This is a genomic window from Hyphomonas sp. UBA4494 (assembly GCF_002388935.1).
Taxonomy (GTDB): domain Bacteria; phylum Pseudomonadota; class Alphaproteobacteria; order Caulobacterales; family Hyphomonadaceae; genus Hyphomonas.
Window position 1 is genome coordinate 4132 of record NZ_DGNK01000014.1, and the last position, 16195, is coordinate 20326.

Sequence of the window (16195 nt, forward strand, 5' to 3'; positions counted from 1 at the left end):
CATGGGAGCCACCCCATTGGACCACATGCGTTGTCTGGCCGAGGCCTGCGCAATAGGAATTGTAATCTTCCAGTGTCACCGCGCGAGCGCCTGCTGCGTGCCGCTGTCCCAGCCCACAAGGATTTCCGCACCGGTATCGATGACTGGACGTTTGATCAGCGTGGGATTCGCCTTCAGCAGGGCCGCGGCGCCCTCGCCCAGCGCGCCTGACTTCTCAGCCTCTGACAAGGTGCGCCATGTGGTGGAGCGGCGATTGACGAGTCTTTCCGCGCCGACGGCCTTCAGCCAGGCTGGCAGGAGCCGGTCAAGGTCGGCGTCTTCGCGAATGTCGACAAAAGCGGTCTCCCGGTCCGAGGCATCAAGTTCTTTCAGGGCTTTCTTGCAGGAATCGCAATTCTTCAATCCGTACAGCGTAACCGGGCCAGCCGACATGGGGGTCTCCTCTAAGTGTGGTGCCTCAAAGGGCTAGAACGCACCGATGGCAAACACAACCAGGCCAAGCGCGAGCGCAACAATGCCAAATCCGCGCAAATGATCATCATCCGGCATCATCCAGTGTGCCAATGCCCAGAGTGGTTTGGGCCATGCCACCAGGAGGAGACCTTCGACGAGCGCCCCTGCGATGATCAGGGTTGCGATGCCATCGGTTGCGGTGGAGAAACTGTTCTGGACTGACAAGGTTCCCCCCGCCGCAAAGATCATGACCGCGCCGCACAGAAAGCCGATCGCCGGGCTGTCTTCCAATTCGTCGATCAGACGGGCCATGCGGTCAGGGCTGGCCAACAGGCCGGCACCACACGCCATGAAGTAGAGGCCGAAGACGAGCAGGATTGTATGGGCGAGCATGACGGGCTCCTCTGGATACGCTGATCAGCATATCATGCTGGGCGGGGTTGGGCAGTCCGTATCGGAGGGGCGGACCACGCCGACAATCGGGCCCATATCGAGACCGGTCTCGTTGCGGCCGATCTCCGGCGCGTAGAGCTTTGAGACATATCCATCCAGAAAGAGGGCGTTGGGCGTGTTCAGCTTGTCGCGAAACAGGCTGGCAAAACTGTGGAAGTTCACGGGCACATCACTGATGGCGAAATAGAGCGTTGCGCCATCGGCGGTGACGCCCACGCCATTGCGACGTTTCCGGCTGGGGCCGTCCGCGTTGAATCTCGGATGCAATGCACCGTCGATTACCAGCATGGGGCCGGATTGTGTCGCAAAGCGCGCGTCCGGTGCCTCGGCCTCAAAGGCGAGACTTTCTGTGACATGGGGGGTGCCGTCTTGATCCACCCAGAATACCCCGTTGGGAAGCAGGCCGAAATTGCCCGGCCCTTCACGCGTCACGAGCGAGGCGACTTTCTCGCCCTGCTCGACATAAAGCCCGACCGGGCGGCGGTCCTGATGATACATGCCGGCGTTCATGGCAAACTCAAGCGTCTGGCCGTGATCGGCGAGATGGGCGGCCAGCCGGTCGAACTGACCGAAGGGCGCGCCATCGGGGTGAGTGAGCCAGAGGTTTACCGATGTGGGCGTCTCAAAGGAGCACACCGTATAAGGTTGGCCGAGATGCTTTACCGGGGCGCAGGGCGACGGCGTTTCCGCCTGAGCGCAAGCTTGCATCAGAACCGTGCAGACGAGAATGGCAAACCAGAGACGCATGCCGACAAATTAGCGGCTGGCTGGATCAAGCGCCATGCACAAATTCCACGAGACTGGGGATCGGTATGTTTTCGATATATCGAACCTTGAAATTTAGATATATCGAAATTATCTGAGGTTTAGATATATCGAAAGGACTTGAAATGACGTATCGAAATAGAAACATGAAACATCGTCGTGGCGCAGGTTGCGGCACACGAGAAAATGGACCCATGCATGGAGGTCGACGCGGTATGAGACATGGTAGAGCGGATGGTCATCGCGGCGGACGCCGTCGGCCCCTGAATCATGGCGATCTACGCCTGTTGATCCTCGAGCTTGTCTCGGAGGAAGCCCGCCACGGCTATGACTTGATCCGTGAGATCGAGAGCCGGACGGGCGGGGCTTATGTCCCCAGTCCCGGCGTGATCTATCCTGCGCTGGAGGCCCTCCTGGACCTCGGCCTGGTCGAGGCGGAAATGGATGGTCAGCGCCGGACGTTTCGCCTGACGAAAGACGGCAGCAAAGAGCGCGCAGAATCAGCCGAGACAATCGAGGCGATCGAGGCCCGCCTCGCCGACCTTCAGGAGAGCGATCGACCCGAAGATCCGCAGGATGTGCGCGGGGCCATGCATCGACTACGCCACGCAGTGCGAGATGCGGCCCGGTCGGCGTCGAATGATGGCGAGACGCGCAAGGCGATCGCGGATATTCTGACGGATGCCCAAGAGCAGATCACCGCGCTGAAGGGCGCCTAGCCGGTTTGACCGGGTGCACTATGGAGAAGGGGAGGCGATGCCTCTCCTTTTCTATTCGGCAGCGGCTTCCAGCGCTTCGCGGCGCTTTTCAGCGGCGGACTTCTTGACGCTCTCGGAGCGCAACTGTCCGCAGGCGGCGAGAATGTCGCGTCCGCGCGGTGTGCGGATCGGGGACGCATAGCCCGCCTGGTTCAGCACTTCGGCGAATTCCTCGATTGTGTCCCAGTCGGAGCATTCATAAGGGCTGCCCGGCCAGGGGTTGAACGGTATGAGGTTGATCTTTGCCGGCACGCCTCTCAGAAGGCGGACGAGGTCGCGCGCTTCAGCAAGACTGTCATTCACGCCCTTCAACATGACATATTCAAACGTCACCCGGCGGGAATTGCCCAGGCCGGGATAGGCGCGGATCGCCTCGAACAGTTCCTTCAGATTGTACTTGCGATTGATGGGAACAATCTCATTACGCAGATCATCATTCGTCGCGTGCAGTGAGATGGCGAGCATGGCATTTGTGCGTTCGCCAAGCTCGACGATTTTCGGCGCGACACCCGCCGTGGAAACGGTGATGCGGCGCCGGCCAATTGCTATGCCATCGCCGTCACTGATCGTGTCGATCGCTTCGGCGACATTGTCCAGATTGTAGAGCGGTTCGCCCATGCCCATGAAAACAATATTCGTCAGGCGTCGGTCTTCTTCATCACTCGGCCAGCCATCCAGCGCGTCCCGCGCGATCAATACCTGCGAGACGATTTCCTGTGCGGTCAAGTTGCGGACGAGCTTTTGTGTGCCGGTATGGCAGAAGGTGCAGTTCAGAGTGCAGCCGACCTGGCTGGACACGCAGAGTGCACCCGCCTTGCCGACATCGGGAATGTAGACGCTCTCGCCTTCGATGCCGGGGCCGAAGCGGGCCAGCCATTTCTGCGTGCCATCGCGAGAGACCTGATGATCCGCGATCTCGGGCCGGGTGAGGATGAATTTCTCGCCCAGCTCCGCGCGCAGGTCCTTGGCGACATCGGTCATGCCATCAAATTCCTGAACACCAAAATGGTGCATCCAGCGGCGCAATTGTTTTGCGCGCATACCGGCTTTCTTTGGCTCCAGGCCGAGCGCTTCCATCTCTGCTTTCAGAGCAGGCAGGGACAGGCCCGCCAATGAGCGGGGGGCAGGGGATGCAGCGTCGCCGCGCCGGGTAAGGTCAAGTTCAATTTTCATGATGCGGCGCCTATAACACGCTGAAGCGGTTGAAGGAATTGCTGGCTGCAGGCCTCACATTACGGGGAGTTAATGAGGATCGCCATTGTTTTGTCATCGATGGAACGGAAAGACTGACCCACGCGTTAATAAGCGTGCCCAATTCCGGGCTGTCCTTTCCAAAGGAGCTGATGACATGAAACGCCTTTCCTATGCGCTGCTTGCGCTTCCCCTGATTGCCCTTCCAGCCTGTGAGACCGGGCCGAGCCAACGGGTTCTGACCGGCGCTGGCGTCGGGGCCATTCTTGGCGCTGGTGCAGGTACGCTTGCAGGTGGCGACGATGGCCGCAACGCTGCGATTGGCGCAGCCGTGGGCGCAATTGCTGGCGCCGCAGCCGGTGACTATATGGACAAACAGGAGCGCCGCCTGCGCGAGCAAACCGCTGGCACGGGCATTGGTGTTGAGCGCCAGGGCGATCAGATCGCGCTGACCATGCCGTCCAACATCACTTTCTCCGTGAACAGTGCCACGATCCAGCCGAACTTTTATAGCGCGCTGAACGATGTCAGTCTGACGCTGGTCGACTATCCATCGACAGCCGTGGATATCATTGGTCATGCCAGCTCTGACGGCCCGGACGACTACAATATGGACCTGTCCCGTCGCCGTGCAGAATCGGTCCGTTCCTATCTCGTAAACCAGGGCGTCACGCCTGTTCGCCTTGCGGCTGTTGGTATGGGTGAGACCCAGCCAATCGCGGACAATGCGACTGCTGAGGGCCGCGCCGCCAACCGCCGCGTGGAAATCATCCTGACGCCGATCACGCAGGAAAGCTACTAAGCTGAAATTGCAGACCTCATCGCCTCGATGGGGTCTGCATACCGTTTTTCCGTGGCGGCGAGCAATTGCGCGTTTGCCGTGGAAGGATGGCCCGAATTGGCAGGCGGTGCAGGATCATATTCCACTGCCAGCTGAATTCCTTCGGCCACGTTCTGGCCCGAAATTTCCATGACAATCTGAAGCGCGAAATCGATGCCGGCGGTAACGCCCCCACCGGTATAGGTGGTGCCGTCCCGAACGCAGCGCGCTTCGGTGGGCACAGCGCCGACCAGCGGCAACAGATGGTGATAGGCCCAATGGGTGGTCGCCTTTTTTCCGTTTAGCAGGCCTGCTGCACCGAGTATGAAAGCGCCCGTGCAGACGGACGTCACATAGGTTGCTGCCGCGCCGGCCTTGCGAACGAAATCCATCGTTTCCCCGTCAGCGAGCGCATCGACCACGCCAAATCCGCCCGGCACGAGGATCATGTCGAGATCGGGCGCATCTGCGAATGTGCCGGTCGGCAGGAGGCCAAGGCCGCAATCGCTCGGCACAGGATCAGGGGATTTTGCGAGAATATGGGTTTCCGCGCCGGGCATACGGTGGAGTATCTGGAGAGGGCCGGTGAAATCGAGTTGAGTCACATTTGGGAAAAGGACAAAGCCGATATTCATGATGCACTCCGATTCCAGCCCTGGATTGCCGGTGCGGTATTGATAGCAGTCGCCACACGTCGTAGCGAGTCCGGCGGCACCATGCCGGTCGATATTTGCACGACTTTCCTGATCGCAGCACCTATACAAGCGTTCAACACCGAACGCGAAGAGGATCGGAACATGCAGGACTCCGTTCCGACCCATAATCCGCCAGGCCGTTTCGGTCAGTCAGCGCCTTATCGGGGCCTCTTCTCCGAAGGCATTCGCGGGCTCTCCTGGATGTTTCTGAAAGCGACGGGCTGGCATGTCGCCACAGACTGGCCGGATGTCTCCAAATCCGTGATCATCGCCGCGCCTCACACCTCCAACTATGACGGGCTGGTCATGCTCGCCATTGCGGGCTGGTACCGACAAAAGCTCAGTTGGATGGGCAAGGCTTCCCTCGTGCAAGGGCCGTTTGGCGGCTTGCTCCGGCGAGCAGGCTGCGTGCCGGTTGAGCGGTCAAAATCGAAGGATGTCGTGTCGCTGATGAAGGAGGCGTTCGACGCGGCGGATACGCTCCACCTCGCGATCGCGCCTGAAGGGACGCGCAATGCCAATCCGGTCTGGAAAACAGGGTTCTGGCATATCGCCCAATCCGCCAATGTGCCCTTGTTCAGCGCCGTGCTTGATTTTGGAACCAGGGAAATGCGGCTGGAGGGACCGATCATACCTGGCGGGGATTTCGAGACCGATATGGACGTGATCATTTCGCACTATCGCGATGCGAAAGGCCGCCATCCTGAGCGCTTCTGTCTACCGGGTCAGGCGTCTTAGCGGCAGATTGCGGAGGCCTTGTCGATGGCCGCTGCCGAGCCGCTCAGCGAGAAATGATAGGCCACTTGCGTGTTGCGCTGGGAAACGGCTTCAATCCGGAGTTCTGATCCCTTGCGAAGGGCCGAAACAATCCGGGAATCGTCGGAATCATCTGCGAACGCTTCACGCCCGACGCCAAACATGGCCCAGGACGACCGTCCTACGCTGGCCTTCGGCGCCAGGTCTTCCCGCAAGTCAAAGCCGACTTTCAAGCTCGGCTGGTTGCGCGCGCGACCGGATTTCCAATTGGTGACATAGAACCACACATCGCCATGATCGGCCGCGCGGGGGGCCTTGTCGGTGGCTTGTGTCGCTGCGTAGCAGATGGTTTCTCCATTTGCGATGTCGGTAAAGACCGACCAATCCTTGTATCGACCGATCGCCGAAGGGCTGGCAGAGGCCATGGGCACGGCAAGCGCAGCCACAAGGGTCAGCACGGTCAGAGTTTTCCGGCTCAATCTCAGTGTTTGCATATTCTATACATTCCCATTTGCGCGGAGCATTCCCAGCATCATAAAGACAACAGGGTTAAGGCTAAACTACGGCATGTCAGCTGCCTCTGCAGATCACGCCAGCTTGTTCGTTCAGGCGGTTGCGTTCCATGTGAGCCGCCACGATAGTGTCTGGAACATGTAAACTGAGAGTTCTTGTGTGAACGACACTGTAACAACGACGATTTCCCCGGATGTGCGACAGCGTCATGCAGACTGCATGGCCCTGATTGCCTCCGATAAGTGTCGGGCCTCTTTTTCGGAATTGTTCGACTTCTACGCCCCGCGGGTGAAGAGTTACATGTTGCGGTTGGGCGCAAGCGCGCTGGAGGCCGAAGATCTGGCGCAAGACGTCATGGTGACTGTCTGGCGCAAGGCGGGCATGTACGACCGCAAGCAGGCGTCGGTCTCGACCTGGATTTTCCGCGTCGCACGCAATCGGCGCATCGACAAATTCCGCCGGGCCAGTCGGCCCGACCTCGATGCGGATGAACCCATGCTTCGGCCACCGGATATAGAGCAGCCGGATGCGGCGCTGGATCGGGTTCAGATCGAGGAGACGGTTCGGGCCGAGTTGGTGAAGCTGCCCCCCGAACAGCTGGAATTGCTGCAGGCCGCCTTCTATGAAGGCTTGTCGCATTCCGAAATCGCCACAAAATTCAACCTGCCCCTGGGAACGGTGAAGTCACGAATCCGGCTGGCTTTCGGCCGCCTGCGTGGCCAATTGGAACCGGAGGGCGGAGATGCCGACACGTAGTGAATGGAACATGACATGATGCAGCAGCCAGCTACTTCATCCTATAGCGAGCTCTATTCGGCCTATGCGGCGGGTCAGCTTGATCCGGCATTTGCGTTGCTACTCGAGACCCAGAGCATGTTACGGCGTGATGTGCGTGGCGCGCTTGCCGCAAGTGAAGCGGTGTCCGGTTTCATGCTGGAAACAACAGAGCCCGTTCAGATGTCAGCCGGAGCAGGGGCTCGCGCACTTGAGCTGATTGATGCGTTCGAAAGCGGAGATAGCGTGGCCGCTACGGATTTCACTGGAGACGCCGAATTGGCGTGTTTGCCCATGCCTTTGCGCGACAAGGCGTTGGAAGCATTTGATGCTGCCGGATGGCAGGCGAACGCGCCGGGCATCCGACGCATGAAACTCGATGTTGGCAGCGACCTCGAGATCGAGCTTTACCGTATACAGCCCAATGCCAAAGTGCCCCGGCATTCGCATGGCGGTACGGAGTTCACGCTCGTGGTGGCAGGCGGATTTTCGGATGAGACCGGCAGCTACGGTCCCGGCGACCTGGCGGTCAAGGGGCCGGACGACACGCACCAACCCGTCGGTGATCCGGGCGAGGTTTGTTTCGCCCTTGCGGTGCGGGATGCGGGACTACAGTTCACGGGGATCATGGGTGTGATCCAGCGTGTGCTTGGGCGCTGACTATTTGCGGTCGCGACCGGGAACATATGTTCCGCTGAGGCCATCCCCGCCAGTCCCGCCAGGCATGATCGGGCGCGGAGCATAGCCGCCCATTGATAGATGGCGATCATACATGACGAGCGCGCCGGCAAGGCTGACATTGATACAAAATTTGGTCGGAATTTTCACGACATGATCGCAGCGCGCGAGGATGTCGGGTGACAAGTCCCCTTTTTCAGGGCCCAGCATATAGGCCGCCTGCGGAGGATGCCGGAAGGTGGGCAGCATTACAGCATCATCCGTCAGCTCGATGCCGACCATCTGACACCCGCGGGGCAACTGCATTTCGTCAACATTGTCCCACTGATAGTAAGGCACTTGCCCGGCTGTTTTTGACGTGTCGGCCTGGTAGGCTGCCCGCAGGCGATGCTCGGCATTGATGGAAAACACAAAGCTTGCCCCGAAGGCATTCGCTGTACGCATCAGCGCGCCAAGATTCATGGGTTTCGAGATACGTTCAGAGCCGATCGCAAAATAGCCGCGCATATCAGAAAGCCTCCAGTCCAAACCTGAGGATCACGAGCAGGCCGATAATCACAGGCAGTGTGTAAACCGAAACGCGCCGCGCAAGGCGCAGGTGTCCGAGCTGGTTCGGATAGGTTTGGTTGAGATGCGTTGCGATATGCTTATGCGAGACACGCCGTCCGGCATCAGCGACGCCTTCGCGGTACTCGATGTCTGAGGGGAGTCCGCCAAATTTTTCCGTCAGAGCACGGCGCAACGCTACAGAAATCATCCAGCGCATCTGCAGGGCGAGCATCAGGGCGAACCCGGCCAAACCCAACACTATGAAAAGAAGAATATTCATTAGCCGAACGTGCCCACTTCAAATCGTCCATTTGAATCCGCCATGGCGCGTTTCAGGCCAGACGAATTCCAGAGCGCAGATATGTCTCCTTCGGCGGATACGGCGATCATGCCGCCTTGTCCTCCCAGCATGCGCACATCATCCAATGCGCCTTGGACGGCGGCTTCCAGTCCGGCTCCGGCATAGCGGATGCGCGCCGAGACGTCTGCGGCTGCGGCTGCGCGAATGAAATATTCACCCAGTCCGGTGCACGACACGGCGCAACGTTCATCTGCCCATGTGCCCGCGCCGGGCAGGGGAGTATCGCCCAGCCGGCCGGGCGTTTTGCCGCGAATGCCGGCCGTAGAGGTTGCAGCTGACAGGTCACCATAAATGTCGAGCGCAACTGCCCCCACGGTTCCGGTCGAGTTGATCATGTCCTGTGTCGTCAGTTCATCGACGGGGTCATAGTAAGCGTCCGGATCGTCGATCATGACCAGGCCGGATTTGGCCAGCAGTTTTCGGGCGCCGTCTGCAATCAGCAAAACATTGGGAGTCTGTTCCATGACCGCGCGCGCGCATGAGACCGGATTGCGGTATCCCTGCAGAGCGCCGACCGCTCCGGCTGTGCGGTTGCGACCGTCCATGATGGCGGCGTCCAGCTCATACGCGCCGTCGAGGTTTGGTGCAGCGCCCTTTCCGGCAAGATACAGGCCGGACTCTTCAAGCCCCTGAACCATCACTTCGACCACGTCCAGAGCGGCTTCGCCGTCCCGCAAGCGTTCGGCACCATTCTTCAGCAGGGTCGCCAAATGGGCTTCCTGCAGGGAATAGTCATTCCCCGGGATCGGCCCGGCGCCACCATGCAGGGCCAGGGCCCATTTCTTTGCCATTTGACTGCTACCTCTCCGCTACGTCAGGCTTGGACTTTTATCGGGCACACCGCTACCGTCTGACAGCAGAAACAACAAGATGGGAAGGAAGTCGCAGCCATGAAAGCAGTGCTCTCCAAAGAAGTAGGCGGACCGGACAGTCTGGTTATTGAAGATGCCCCGATGCCGGAATGCGGCAAAGGTCAGGTGCTGATAGAAGTGAAGGCGTGCGGGGTGAATTTCCCGGACTCGCTGATCATCCAGGACATGTACCAGTTCAAGCCACCGCGCCCATTCTCGCCGGGTGGCGAGATCGCCGGGTTCGTCAAGGAAGTGGGCGAAGGCGTTTCCCATGTGAAAGTGGGTGACCGCGTTCTGGCCTCGATCGGGAATGGCGGTATGGCGGAATATGCCGTCGCGGCCCAGCATGCCGTAATGCCAATCCCGGAAGGCATGCCGTTTGAAGAAGCGGCCGCGTTCCTGATGACGTATGGCACCAGCTATTATGCTCTCAAGGACCGCGCTGACCCGAAGCCGGGTGAAAAACTGCTCGTTCTGGGTGCGGCTGGCGGTGTTGGCATTGCAGCCGTTGAGCTTGGCAAGGCGATGGGCCTTGAAGTGATCGCGGCCTGCTCGACACAGGAAAAGGTGGATTTCTGCCTCTCAAAAGGCGCCGACAAAGGCCTCGTCTATGCGCGTGAGCTTGATCGGGACGGTCAGAAAGCGTTCTCCAACGACATCAAGGAAGTGTCCGGCGGCGGCGTGGACATTATTTATGACGGTGTCGGTGGCAATTATGCCGAGCCCTCGGTGCGGGCCATGAACTGGGAAGGGCGTTTTCTCGTGATCGGCTTTCCTGCCGGTATCCCGAAGCTGCCGCTCAACCTGACCCTGCTGAAAAGTTGCGACATTCGCGGCGTGTTCTGGGGCGCAGCGGTGGCGCGTGACCCGAAGGCTCACCAGCAGAATGTCGCTGAACTGTTCAAGCTGTATGGTGAAGGCAAGATCCGTCCGCACATCTCGAATACATATCCGCTGGAAAAGTCAGCCGATGCCATTCAGGAGCTGATGGACCGGAAAGCGCAGGGCAAAGTGGTGGTCGTGATTTGATTTCAGCTGGAAACGGCTACTGGGATTACAGTTAACGCCTGAACCAAAACCTGCGTCGCGCATAGATCTGACATGACAGATGAACGCGAGGCGCAGGTAGATCACCTTTCCACAAATGGACGCGACGGTCCGCGGATGCGGATGTTGCGACGGGGCAGAATTGTATTGAATCACCGCCACAGTTCGTTCGATGTGGGGATCCGAGACCTGTCATCGACAGGAGCCAAACTCAAATTGACCGAAATCTGGGCAGTGCCGGAGACGTTTGAACTCCAGATACTGAAGCCTGACGGCTCAATGGAGTTGGTTGTGCCATGCGAGAAGCGTTGGCAGAGCGGTATTCTGGTGGGAGCAAAGTTCGTGCGCCCGCCACGCCCTTAGTTTCTCGGGACCCGGGACGAAAAAACCCGCCGGAGCGGTCCGGCGGGTTTGTTTGTATTTTCAGGCTTGGACCCGATCAGGCTGATTTCTGGTCGCCGTCGACTTCCTCGAAGTCGGCATCCACGACATCGTCGCCGTCCGCGGCCGCATCAGCAGCGGCATCTGCCGTAGCCGCCTCATCCTGCTGGCTGGCATAGATCGCTTCACCGAGCTTCATCGCGGCTGTCATCAGGGCCTGATGCTTGGCCTGAATGTCGGCGATGTTGTCGCCTTCACGGGCTTCTTTCAGCTCGTCGGACGCCGTCTTGATCTCGGCTTTCACCTCGTCAGACACCTTGTCGCCATGCTCCTCGACCTGCTTTTCGGTCTGGTGCACCAGCGCTTCGGCCTGGTTCTTGGCTTCGACGAGTTCGCGGCGTGCCTTGTCCTCGCCCGCATTGGCTTCGGCGTCGGCCATCATGTTCTTGATGTCCTCGTCCGTCAGGCCACCGTCCGCCTGGATGGTGATCTGCTGCTCTTTGCCCGTGGCCTTGTCCTTGGCGGACACGGACACGATGCCGTTGGCGTCGATGTCAAAGGTCACTTCGATCTGAGGCAAGCCGCGCGGTGCTGGCGGGATGCCTTCGAGATTGAACTGGCCGAGCATCTTGTTGTCGACGGCCATTTCGCGCTCGCCCTGGAAGACCTTGATCGTCACGGCAGGCTGATTGTCGTCAGCCGTCGAGAACACCTGGGACTTCTTGGTCGGGATCGTCGTGTTGCGGTCGATCAGGCGTGTGAACACGCCGCCAAGTGTTTCAATACCGAGCGAGAGCGGGGTCACGTCAAGCAGGACCACGTCTTTCACGTCGCCTTGCAGCACGCCGCCCTGGATCGCTGCACCGATGGCAACAACTTCATCCGGGTTCACGCCCTTGTGCGGCTCGCGGCCGAAGAATTTCTTCACGGCTTCCTGAACCGCCGGCATGCGGGTCATGCCGCCCACGAGAACGACTTCGTCGATGTCGGAAGGAGACTTGCCAGCATCTGCGAGCGCTTTCTTGCACGGTTCGATGGTGCGCTTGACGAGGTCTTCGACAAGGCTTTCGAACTTGGCGCGCGTCAGCTTGATATTGAGGTGCTTGGGGCCGGTCGCATCTGCCGTGATGAAGGGAAGGTTCACTTCATACTGGCTGGCAGAGGAAAGCTCTTTCTTGGCTTTCTCGGCTTCTTCCTTAAGTCGCTGAAGGGCAAGCTTGTCGGCTTTCAGGTCAATGCCCTGATCCTTCTTGAACTCTTCTGCAAGGAAGTCGACGATCCGGAGGTCGAAGTCTTCACCGCCGAGGAACGTGTCACCATTGGTGGACAGCACTTCGAACACACCGTCGCCGATTTCGAGCAGGGAGACGTCGAACGTACCACCGCCAAGGTCATATACGGCGATCGTCTTGGACTGTTCGTCCTTGTCGAGGCCGTAGGCGAGGGCCGCAGCGGTTGGCTCGTTGATGATCCGCAGGACTTCAAGACCCGCGATCTTGCCGGCGTCTTTGGTTGCCTGGCGTTGCGCATCATTGAAGTAGGCAGGCACGGTGATGACCGCCTGGGTCACTTCGCTGCCGAGATAGGCTTCAGCCGTTTCCTTCATCTTGGTCAGGATGAAAGCAGACACTTCCTGTGGTGCGTAATCCTTGTCGCGACCTTTGACCCAGGCGTCGCCTGCCGGGCCTTTGACGATTTCGAACGGGGAAATTTCCTTGTCCTTCTGCGCGGTCGGGTCGTCGAACTGGCGACCGATCAGACGCTTGATGGCGTAGAAGGTGAAATCCGGGTTGGTGACAGCCTGGCGCCGGGCCGGCATGCCGATCAGGCGTTCGCCGCCTTCAGTGAAGGCCACAACGGACGGGGTTGTGCGCTGGCCTTCTGCGTTTTCAATGACCTTTGCCTGTCCGCCTTCCATGACGGCGACGCAGGAGTTGGTGGTTCCAAGGTCAATACCAATGATTTTGCTCATGTTGCATCTCTCTTTTTATCAAGCCGCCACGGGCCGTGTTCTGTTGCGGTCTGCTCAGCAGCCCCGGACAGCCAGTGGCTCTTTCCAAGGGTTCAAATGAGGCGGCGGAAACGGTTTTGATCCGTGCGCCGGTTCGTCTTGCGATATGGGAAGGGTTTAGCGCGTCTCAAGGGGGGAACAATACGTAGCTGTACAGGATTTTGGTGCATTGCTGCTATAGGTCGGCCCTATAGCAACCCCAACAGCAATTTATTTGATAATGGTTCTCAGTCTCACTATGTCAGTTGGTGTGAAAGGAAGTATCATGCCGCGCCAACTCATCAAGACACTCACATACAGCCTGATGCACTTTACGGTCGCTATTGCCGTGGCGTTTGCCCTGACGCGTAACTGGCATGCGGCGCTGGCCATCGGAATGATTGAACCGGCCGTGCAGACCCTCGCCTACACGTTTCATGAGCGCCTGTGGGAGCGCCTGCCCGGCCGTGGGCGCACCGCGCCCGAGCCGCTGGGCTGAATTATTCCGGAACTTCTGGACGTTCACGTATTCTGCTGGGCATAGTGCCCAAAAGCAGAAGCCGGGGAGGCTCCAGATGATCCGCACCTTTGTTCCAATCTTTTCCATCTCTTTAGTGGCGGCCTGCACATCAGAACCCGTCAACAAGGCGCTGTCTGTGGCGAGCATTGAGCAGGCATGGATTGCCGAAGGCTTTGAAAGTCCCGAAGGCGTCGCTGCAGCGCCGGATGGCGGATATTTCATTTCGAACGTGGTCGGAGAGGGGACTGACAAGGATGGGAATGGCTACATTTCTCACCTTGCAGCCGACGGCAACATCACGACGCAATACTGGGCAGCGAAACTGGACGCGCCCAAGGGCATGGCCGTGCTGGACGGGGCTCTATATGCCGCCGACATTGACAGCGTGGTGATGTTCAACGTCGAAGACGGCGAACGATTGGACTCGGTCCGTATTGAGGGCGCCAAATTTCTCAATGATGCGACAGACTGGAACGGCGCGGTCTATGTATCGGATTCCGGCGATGCGGCGATCTACCGGATATCAGACGGTACGGCTGAGCTTTGGCTGCAGGATGAGCGGCTGGCGGGCGTGAATGGCCTGTTGGGCGATGGCGACCGGATGCTGGTCTCTACCATGACAACCGGCAGCTTGTTCAGCGTGACCGCAGAGGGCGAATTGACCGAGATGGCCGCCGGCATGGAAAATGCCGACGGGATCGGCCTCGTTCCGGGTGGCGGCTATCTCGTCTCGTCCTGGCCCGGCCAGATCCATTATGTCGGCGAGGATGGCGCGGTCGCCACCCTGTTTGATGAACCGGTCTCTCAGAATGACCTGACGGTGATCGGCGATACGGTCATCGTGCCGAACTGGCGGCAGAACACCGTTACGGCGTGGAAGGTGGGGCGTTGATCAGTTCGCCGCGCCTGCGCTGACCGCGACCATGGCGGCGCGCAAGGTGCGCTCGCCGATCTTCCAGCCGGGCTGGAAGCAGGAGGCGATGGTGCCGTTTGGCTGGTCAGACGGAATGTTTGCAACGGCCTGATGCAGGTTCGGATCGAATGTGTCGCCGGGCAGGGCGGCAATCACCGTAACGCCATGACGGGCGAGGGCTGTGTGCAGCTCCTTCTCCGTCATCTCGATGCCTTCGAACAGGTTCCGGCCAGCTTCTGACAGGGCGGCGCGATCTTCATCGGTCAGGGCGGCGAGGGCGCGGGAGAGGTTATCCGAAACGCTGAGCAGGTCGCCGGCAAATTTCTCGATGGCGTAGACGCGCGCGTCGGACACCTGACGCTCGGCGCGCTTGCGCGTATTGTCGAGGTCGGCCAGCGTTCGCAGCAATTGCTCGCGCAGCTCTTCTTTCTCGATCTCAAGTTGCTGCACAGGATCCACGTCCGCTTGCGCTTCGGGTGCGTCTTCCTGCTTGGGCGCAGACTTCAGGATATCGTCCGCGGCCGCTTTGAGGTCAGCCTTGGAAGTATTGGAATCAATTTCAGCGGTTTCGCCGGGTTTGGTTTCGTCGCTCATCCTTGCGTATCCTTTTTGCGGCGTGTGGAGAGGAGTTCCCCGACCACTTTCGCCGTATAATCGACCATAGGTATGACGCGGGCATAGTTCAGCCGGGTGGGGCCGATCACGCCCAGTGCGCCAATAACCTGTTTTCCGCCTCCCATATAGGGAGCCACAATCACACTTGAACCCGATAGCGGGAAAAGCTGGTTCTCCGCACCAATGAACAGCCGCACACCGTCCGCTTCTCGGGTTGTGTCGAGGATATCGAGCAAGCTTTGCTGGCGTTCAAGCTCGTTGAACAGCTGGCGTACCCGGTCGAGATCTTCTGCGGCCTGTGCGTCTTCGAGCAAATTGGCACGGCCTCTCACGATCAGGGAGCGTCCCCGTCCGGGTGCATCACCGCTCCATTGCGCCAGTCCCTGTTCCACCAGCGAGGATGCGGCCTGATCCAGCGCGGCGCGATGCGAGCGCAATTCCTGACGGATATCGCTGGCGACTTCCGTCAGGGTGCGACCGCGCACGCGCGTTGAGAGATAATTACCCGCCTCGATCAGCGTCGTTGCCGGCAGCCCTTCGGGCACTTCAACGATACGGTTCTCGACATCGCCATCCTCTGTGACGATGACGCAGAGCGCTTCGCGTCCGCCGAGCGGTACGAATTCGGCATGCCTGACCACGGCGTCGCGGGTTGGGGACGTGACCAGGCCTGCACCGCCGGTCAGGCCGGACAGGATATTCGAGGCTTCGCCCATGACCGCTTCGATATTGGTGCCCGCCGACTTGAGGCGGTCATCAATCTCCATACGGTCGGCGCGGCTGGGCTCTCCGATTTCGAGAAAGCCGTCGACGAACAGGCGCAGGCCGGTATGGGTCGGCGCGCGTCCGGCAGAGATGTGGGGCGATTCCAGCAGGCCGAGTTCAGTCAGATCCGCCATCACATTGCGGATGGAGGCAGGAGAGAGGGCTATCCCGCTTTTCGACAAGGTGCGGGAGCCGACAGGCTCGCCTGTGGTCAGATAGCCTTCGACAATCTCACGGAAAATGTCGCGTGAACGCTGGTCAAGGCGCTGCAACAGGGATTGCGTGTCGAGTGGCTGGATCATCCCTTATTGATTAGGCGTGTGCCGCGCTGCGTTCAACAGGTTTCA

21 protein-coding genes and 1 pseudogene are annotated in these 16195 nt (G+C 59.5%); 9 read left to right on the top strand and 13 right to left on the bottom strand.

Annotation, left to right across the window (positions count from 1 at the left end; genetic code table 11):
• The 4 genes and pseudogenes from B2P82_RS16960 to B2P82_RS05795 all read right to left on the bottom strand — a co-directional run.
• Positions 1 to 79: pseudogene (locus B2P82_RS16960) on the bottom strand (MmcQ/YjbR family DNA-binding protein); the annotation flags it as partial.
• Positions 76 to 432: an ArsC/Spx/MgsR family protein gene (locus B2P82_RS05785; protein ID WP_290495735.1), complete on the bottom strand. Its 357-nt coding sequence runs from the start codon at positions 430 to 432 to the stop codon at positions 76 to 78. The gene B2P82_RS05785 and the pseudogene B2P82_RS16960, both read right to left, overlap by 4 nt.
• A gap of 33 nt (positions 433 to 465) precedes the next feature.
• Entirely contained in the window at positions 466 to 846 is a 381-nt protein-coding gene (locus tag B2P82_RS05790; protein WP_034816891.1) for a hypothetical protein, read from the bottom strand.
• Positions 847 to 870: 24 nt separating this feature from the next.
• Positions 871 to 1653 carry a phosphodiester glycosidase family protein gene (locus B2P82_RS05795; RefSeq protein ID WP_290495738.1) on the bottom strand — a complete coding sequence of 261 codons (783 nt, stop codon included), beginning with the start codon at positions 1651 to 1653 and terminating at the stop codon, positions 871 to 873.
• Between the two features lie 233 nt (positions 1654 to 1886).
• Between B2P82_RS05795 and B2P82_RS05800 the strand changes: the two genes are divergently transcribed.
• Entirely contained in the window at positions 1887 to 2390 is a 504-nt protein-coding gene (locus B2P82_RS05800) for a PadR family transcriptional regulator (protein ID WP_290495740.1), read from the top strand.
• A gap of 51 nt (positions 2391 to 2441) precedes the next feature.
• Here B2P82_RS05800 and rlmN read toward each other — a convergent pair whose 3' ends face one another.
• Positions 2442 to 3602: a dual-specificity RNA methyltransferase RlmN gene (gene rlmN, locus B2P82_RS05805; protein WP_206991986.1), complete on the bottom strand. Its 1161-nt coding sequence runs from the start codon at positions 3600 to 3602 to the stop codon at positions 2442 to 2444.
• 175 nt (positions 3603 to 3777) lie between these two features.
• Between rlmN and B2P82_RS05810 the strand changes: the two genes are divergently transcribed.
• A complete protein-coding gene (locus tag B2P82_RS05810) occupies positions 3778 to 4422 on the top strand; it encodes a YiaD family glycine zipper/OmpA-like lipoprotein (protein ID WP_034816901.1) in 645 nt (214 codons plus the stop codon).
• Here B2P82_RS05810 and B2P82_RS05815 read toward each other — a convergent pair.
• On the bottom strand, positions 4419 to 5075 hold the full coding sequence (locus tag B2P82_RS05815; RefSeq protein ID WP_290495741.1) for a DJ-1/PfpI family protein: 657 nt from the start codon (positions 5073 to 5075) through the stop codon (positions 4419 to 4421). The two genes, B2P82_RS05810 and B2P82_RS05815, sit on opposite strands and share 4 nt — an antisense overlap.
• On the opposite strand from B2P82_RS05815, the gene B2P82_RS05820 reads away from it, so the two are divergent.
• Positions 5037 to 5873 carry a 1-acyl-sn-glycerol-3-phosphate acyltransferase gene (locus B2P82_RS05820; protein ID WP_290495743.1) on the top strand — a complete coding sequence of 279 codons (837 nt, stop codon included), beginning with the start codon at positions 5037 to 5039 and terminating at the stop codon, positions 5871 to 5873. The genes B2P82_RS05815 and B2P82_RS05820 overlap by 39 nt on opposite strands.
• Here the strand turns inward: B2P82_RS05820 and B2P82_RS05825 are convergent.
• Positions 5870 to 6385 (bottom strand): invasion associated locus B family protein, encoded by a 516-nt coding sequence (locus B2P82_RS05825; protein WP_290495745.1) that lies wholly within the window; start codon positions 6383 to 6385, stop codon positions 5870 to 5872. The genes B2P82_RS05820 and B2P82_RS05825 overlap by 4 nt on opposite strands.
• A gap of 178 nt (positions 6386 to 6563) precedes the next feature.
• Here B2P82_RS05825 and B2P82_RS05830 point away from each other — a divergent pair, with 178 nt between their 5' ends.
• Positions 6564 to 7160 carry a sigma-70 family RNA polymerase sigma factor gene (locus B2P82_RS05830; protein WP_233347860.1) on the top strand — a complete coding sequence of 199 codons (597 nt, stop codon included), beginning with the start codon at positions 6564 to 6566 and terminating at the stop codon, positions 7158 to 7160.
• Positions 7161 to 7175: 15 nt separating this feature from the next.
• Positions 7176 to 7838, top strand: a complete 663-nt coding sequence (locus B2P82_RS05835; protein WP_290495750.1) for a cupin domain-containing protein — start codon at positions 7176 to 7178, stop codon at positions 7836 to 7838.
• On the opposite strand, the gene B2P82_RS05840 is transcribed toward B2P82_RS05835, so the two are convergent.
• From B2P82_RS05840 to B2P82_RS05850, 3 genes are read right to left on the bottom strand one after another with little or no spacing between them, the layout of a single operon-like run.
• Entirely contained in the window at positions 7839 to 8363 is a 525-nt protein-coding gene (locus tag B2P82_RS05840) for an RNA methyltransferase (protein ID WP_034816907.1), read from the bottom strand.
• Between the two features lies 1 nt (position 8364).
• Complete coding sequence (locus B2P82_RS05845; RefSeq protein WP_290495751.1) at positions 8365 to 8685, bottom strand: hypothetical protein; 321 nt, start codon at positions 8683 to 8685, stop codon at positions 8365 to 8367.
• Positions 8685 to 9557 (bottom strand): isoaspartyl peptidase/L-asparaginase family protein, encoded by an 873-nt coding sequence (locus B2P82_RS05850; RefSeq protein ID WP_206991993.1) that lies wholly within the window; start codon positions 9555 to 9557, stop codon positions 8685 to 8687. The genes B2P82_RS05845 and B2P82_RS05850 overlap by 1 nt, the downstream gene beginning before the upstream one ends.
• Before the next feature lie 99 nt (positions 9558 to 9656).
• Here B2P82_RS05850 and B2P82_RS05855 point away from each other — a divergent pair, with 99 nt between their 5' ends.
• Both B2P82_RS05855 and B2P82_RS17030 read left to right on the top strand, forming a co-directional pair.
• The gene (locus B2P82_RS05855) at positions 9657 to 10646 is read left to right on the top strand and encodes an NADPH:quinone oxidoreductase family protein (protein ID WP_206991994.1); all 990 of its coding nucleotides are present in this window, start codon (positions 9657 to 9659) and stop codon (positions 10644 to 10646) included.
• Between the two features lie 141 nt (positions 10647 to 10787).
• Entirely contained in the window at positions 10788 to 11027 is a 240-nt protein-coding gene (locus B2P82_RS17030; protein WP_414652015.1) for a PilZ domain-containing protein, read from the top strand.
• 76 nt (positions 11028 to 11103) lie between these two features.
• On the opposite strand, the gene dnaK is transcribed toward B2P82_RS17030, so the two are convergent.
• Positions 11104 to 13017 (bottom strand): molecular chaperone DnaK, encoded by a 1914-nt coding sequence (dnaK, locus tag B2P82_RS05860; protein WP_034816917.1) that lies wholly within the window; start codon positions 13015 to 13017, stop codon positions 11104 to 11106.
• Positions 13018 to 13321: 304 nt separating this feature from the next.
• Here dnaK and B2P82_RS05865 point away from each other — a divergent pair, with 304 nt between their 5' ends.
• Both B2P82_RS05865 and B2P82_RS05870 read left to right on the top strand, forming a co-directional pair.
• Positions 13322 to 13534, top strand: a complete 213-nt coding sequence (locus tag B2P82_RS05865; protein ID WP_051608005.1) for a DUF2061 domain-containing protein — start codon at positions 13322 to 13324, stop codon at positions 13532 to 13534.
• 76 nt (positions 13535 to 13610) lie between these two features.
• Positions 13611 to 14447: an SMP-30/gluconolactonase/LRE family protein gene (locus B2P82_RS05870; protein WP_290495752.1), complete on the top strand. Its 837-nt coding sequence runs from the start codon at positions 13611 to 13613 to the stop codon at positions 14445 to 14447.
• Here B2P82_RS05870 and B2P82_RS05875 read toward each other — a convergent pair whose 3' ends face one another.
• A complete protein-coding gene (locus B2P82_RS05875) occupies positions 14448 to 15062 on the bottom strand; it encodes a nucleotide exchange factor GrpE (RefSeq protein ID WP_034816921.1) in 615 nt (204 codons plus the stop codon). It abuts the gene before it with no gap.
• Entirely contained in the window at positions 15059 to 16150 is a 1092-nt protein-coding gene (gene hrcA / locus B2P82_RS05880; protein ID WP_206991998.1) for a heat-inducible transcriptional repressor HrcA, read from the bottom strand. The genes B2P82_RS05875 and hrcA overlap by 4 nt, the downstream gene beginning before the upstream one ends.
• Positions 16151 to 16195 lie beyond the last annotated feature (45 nt).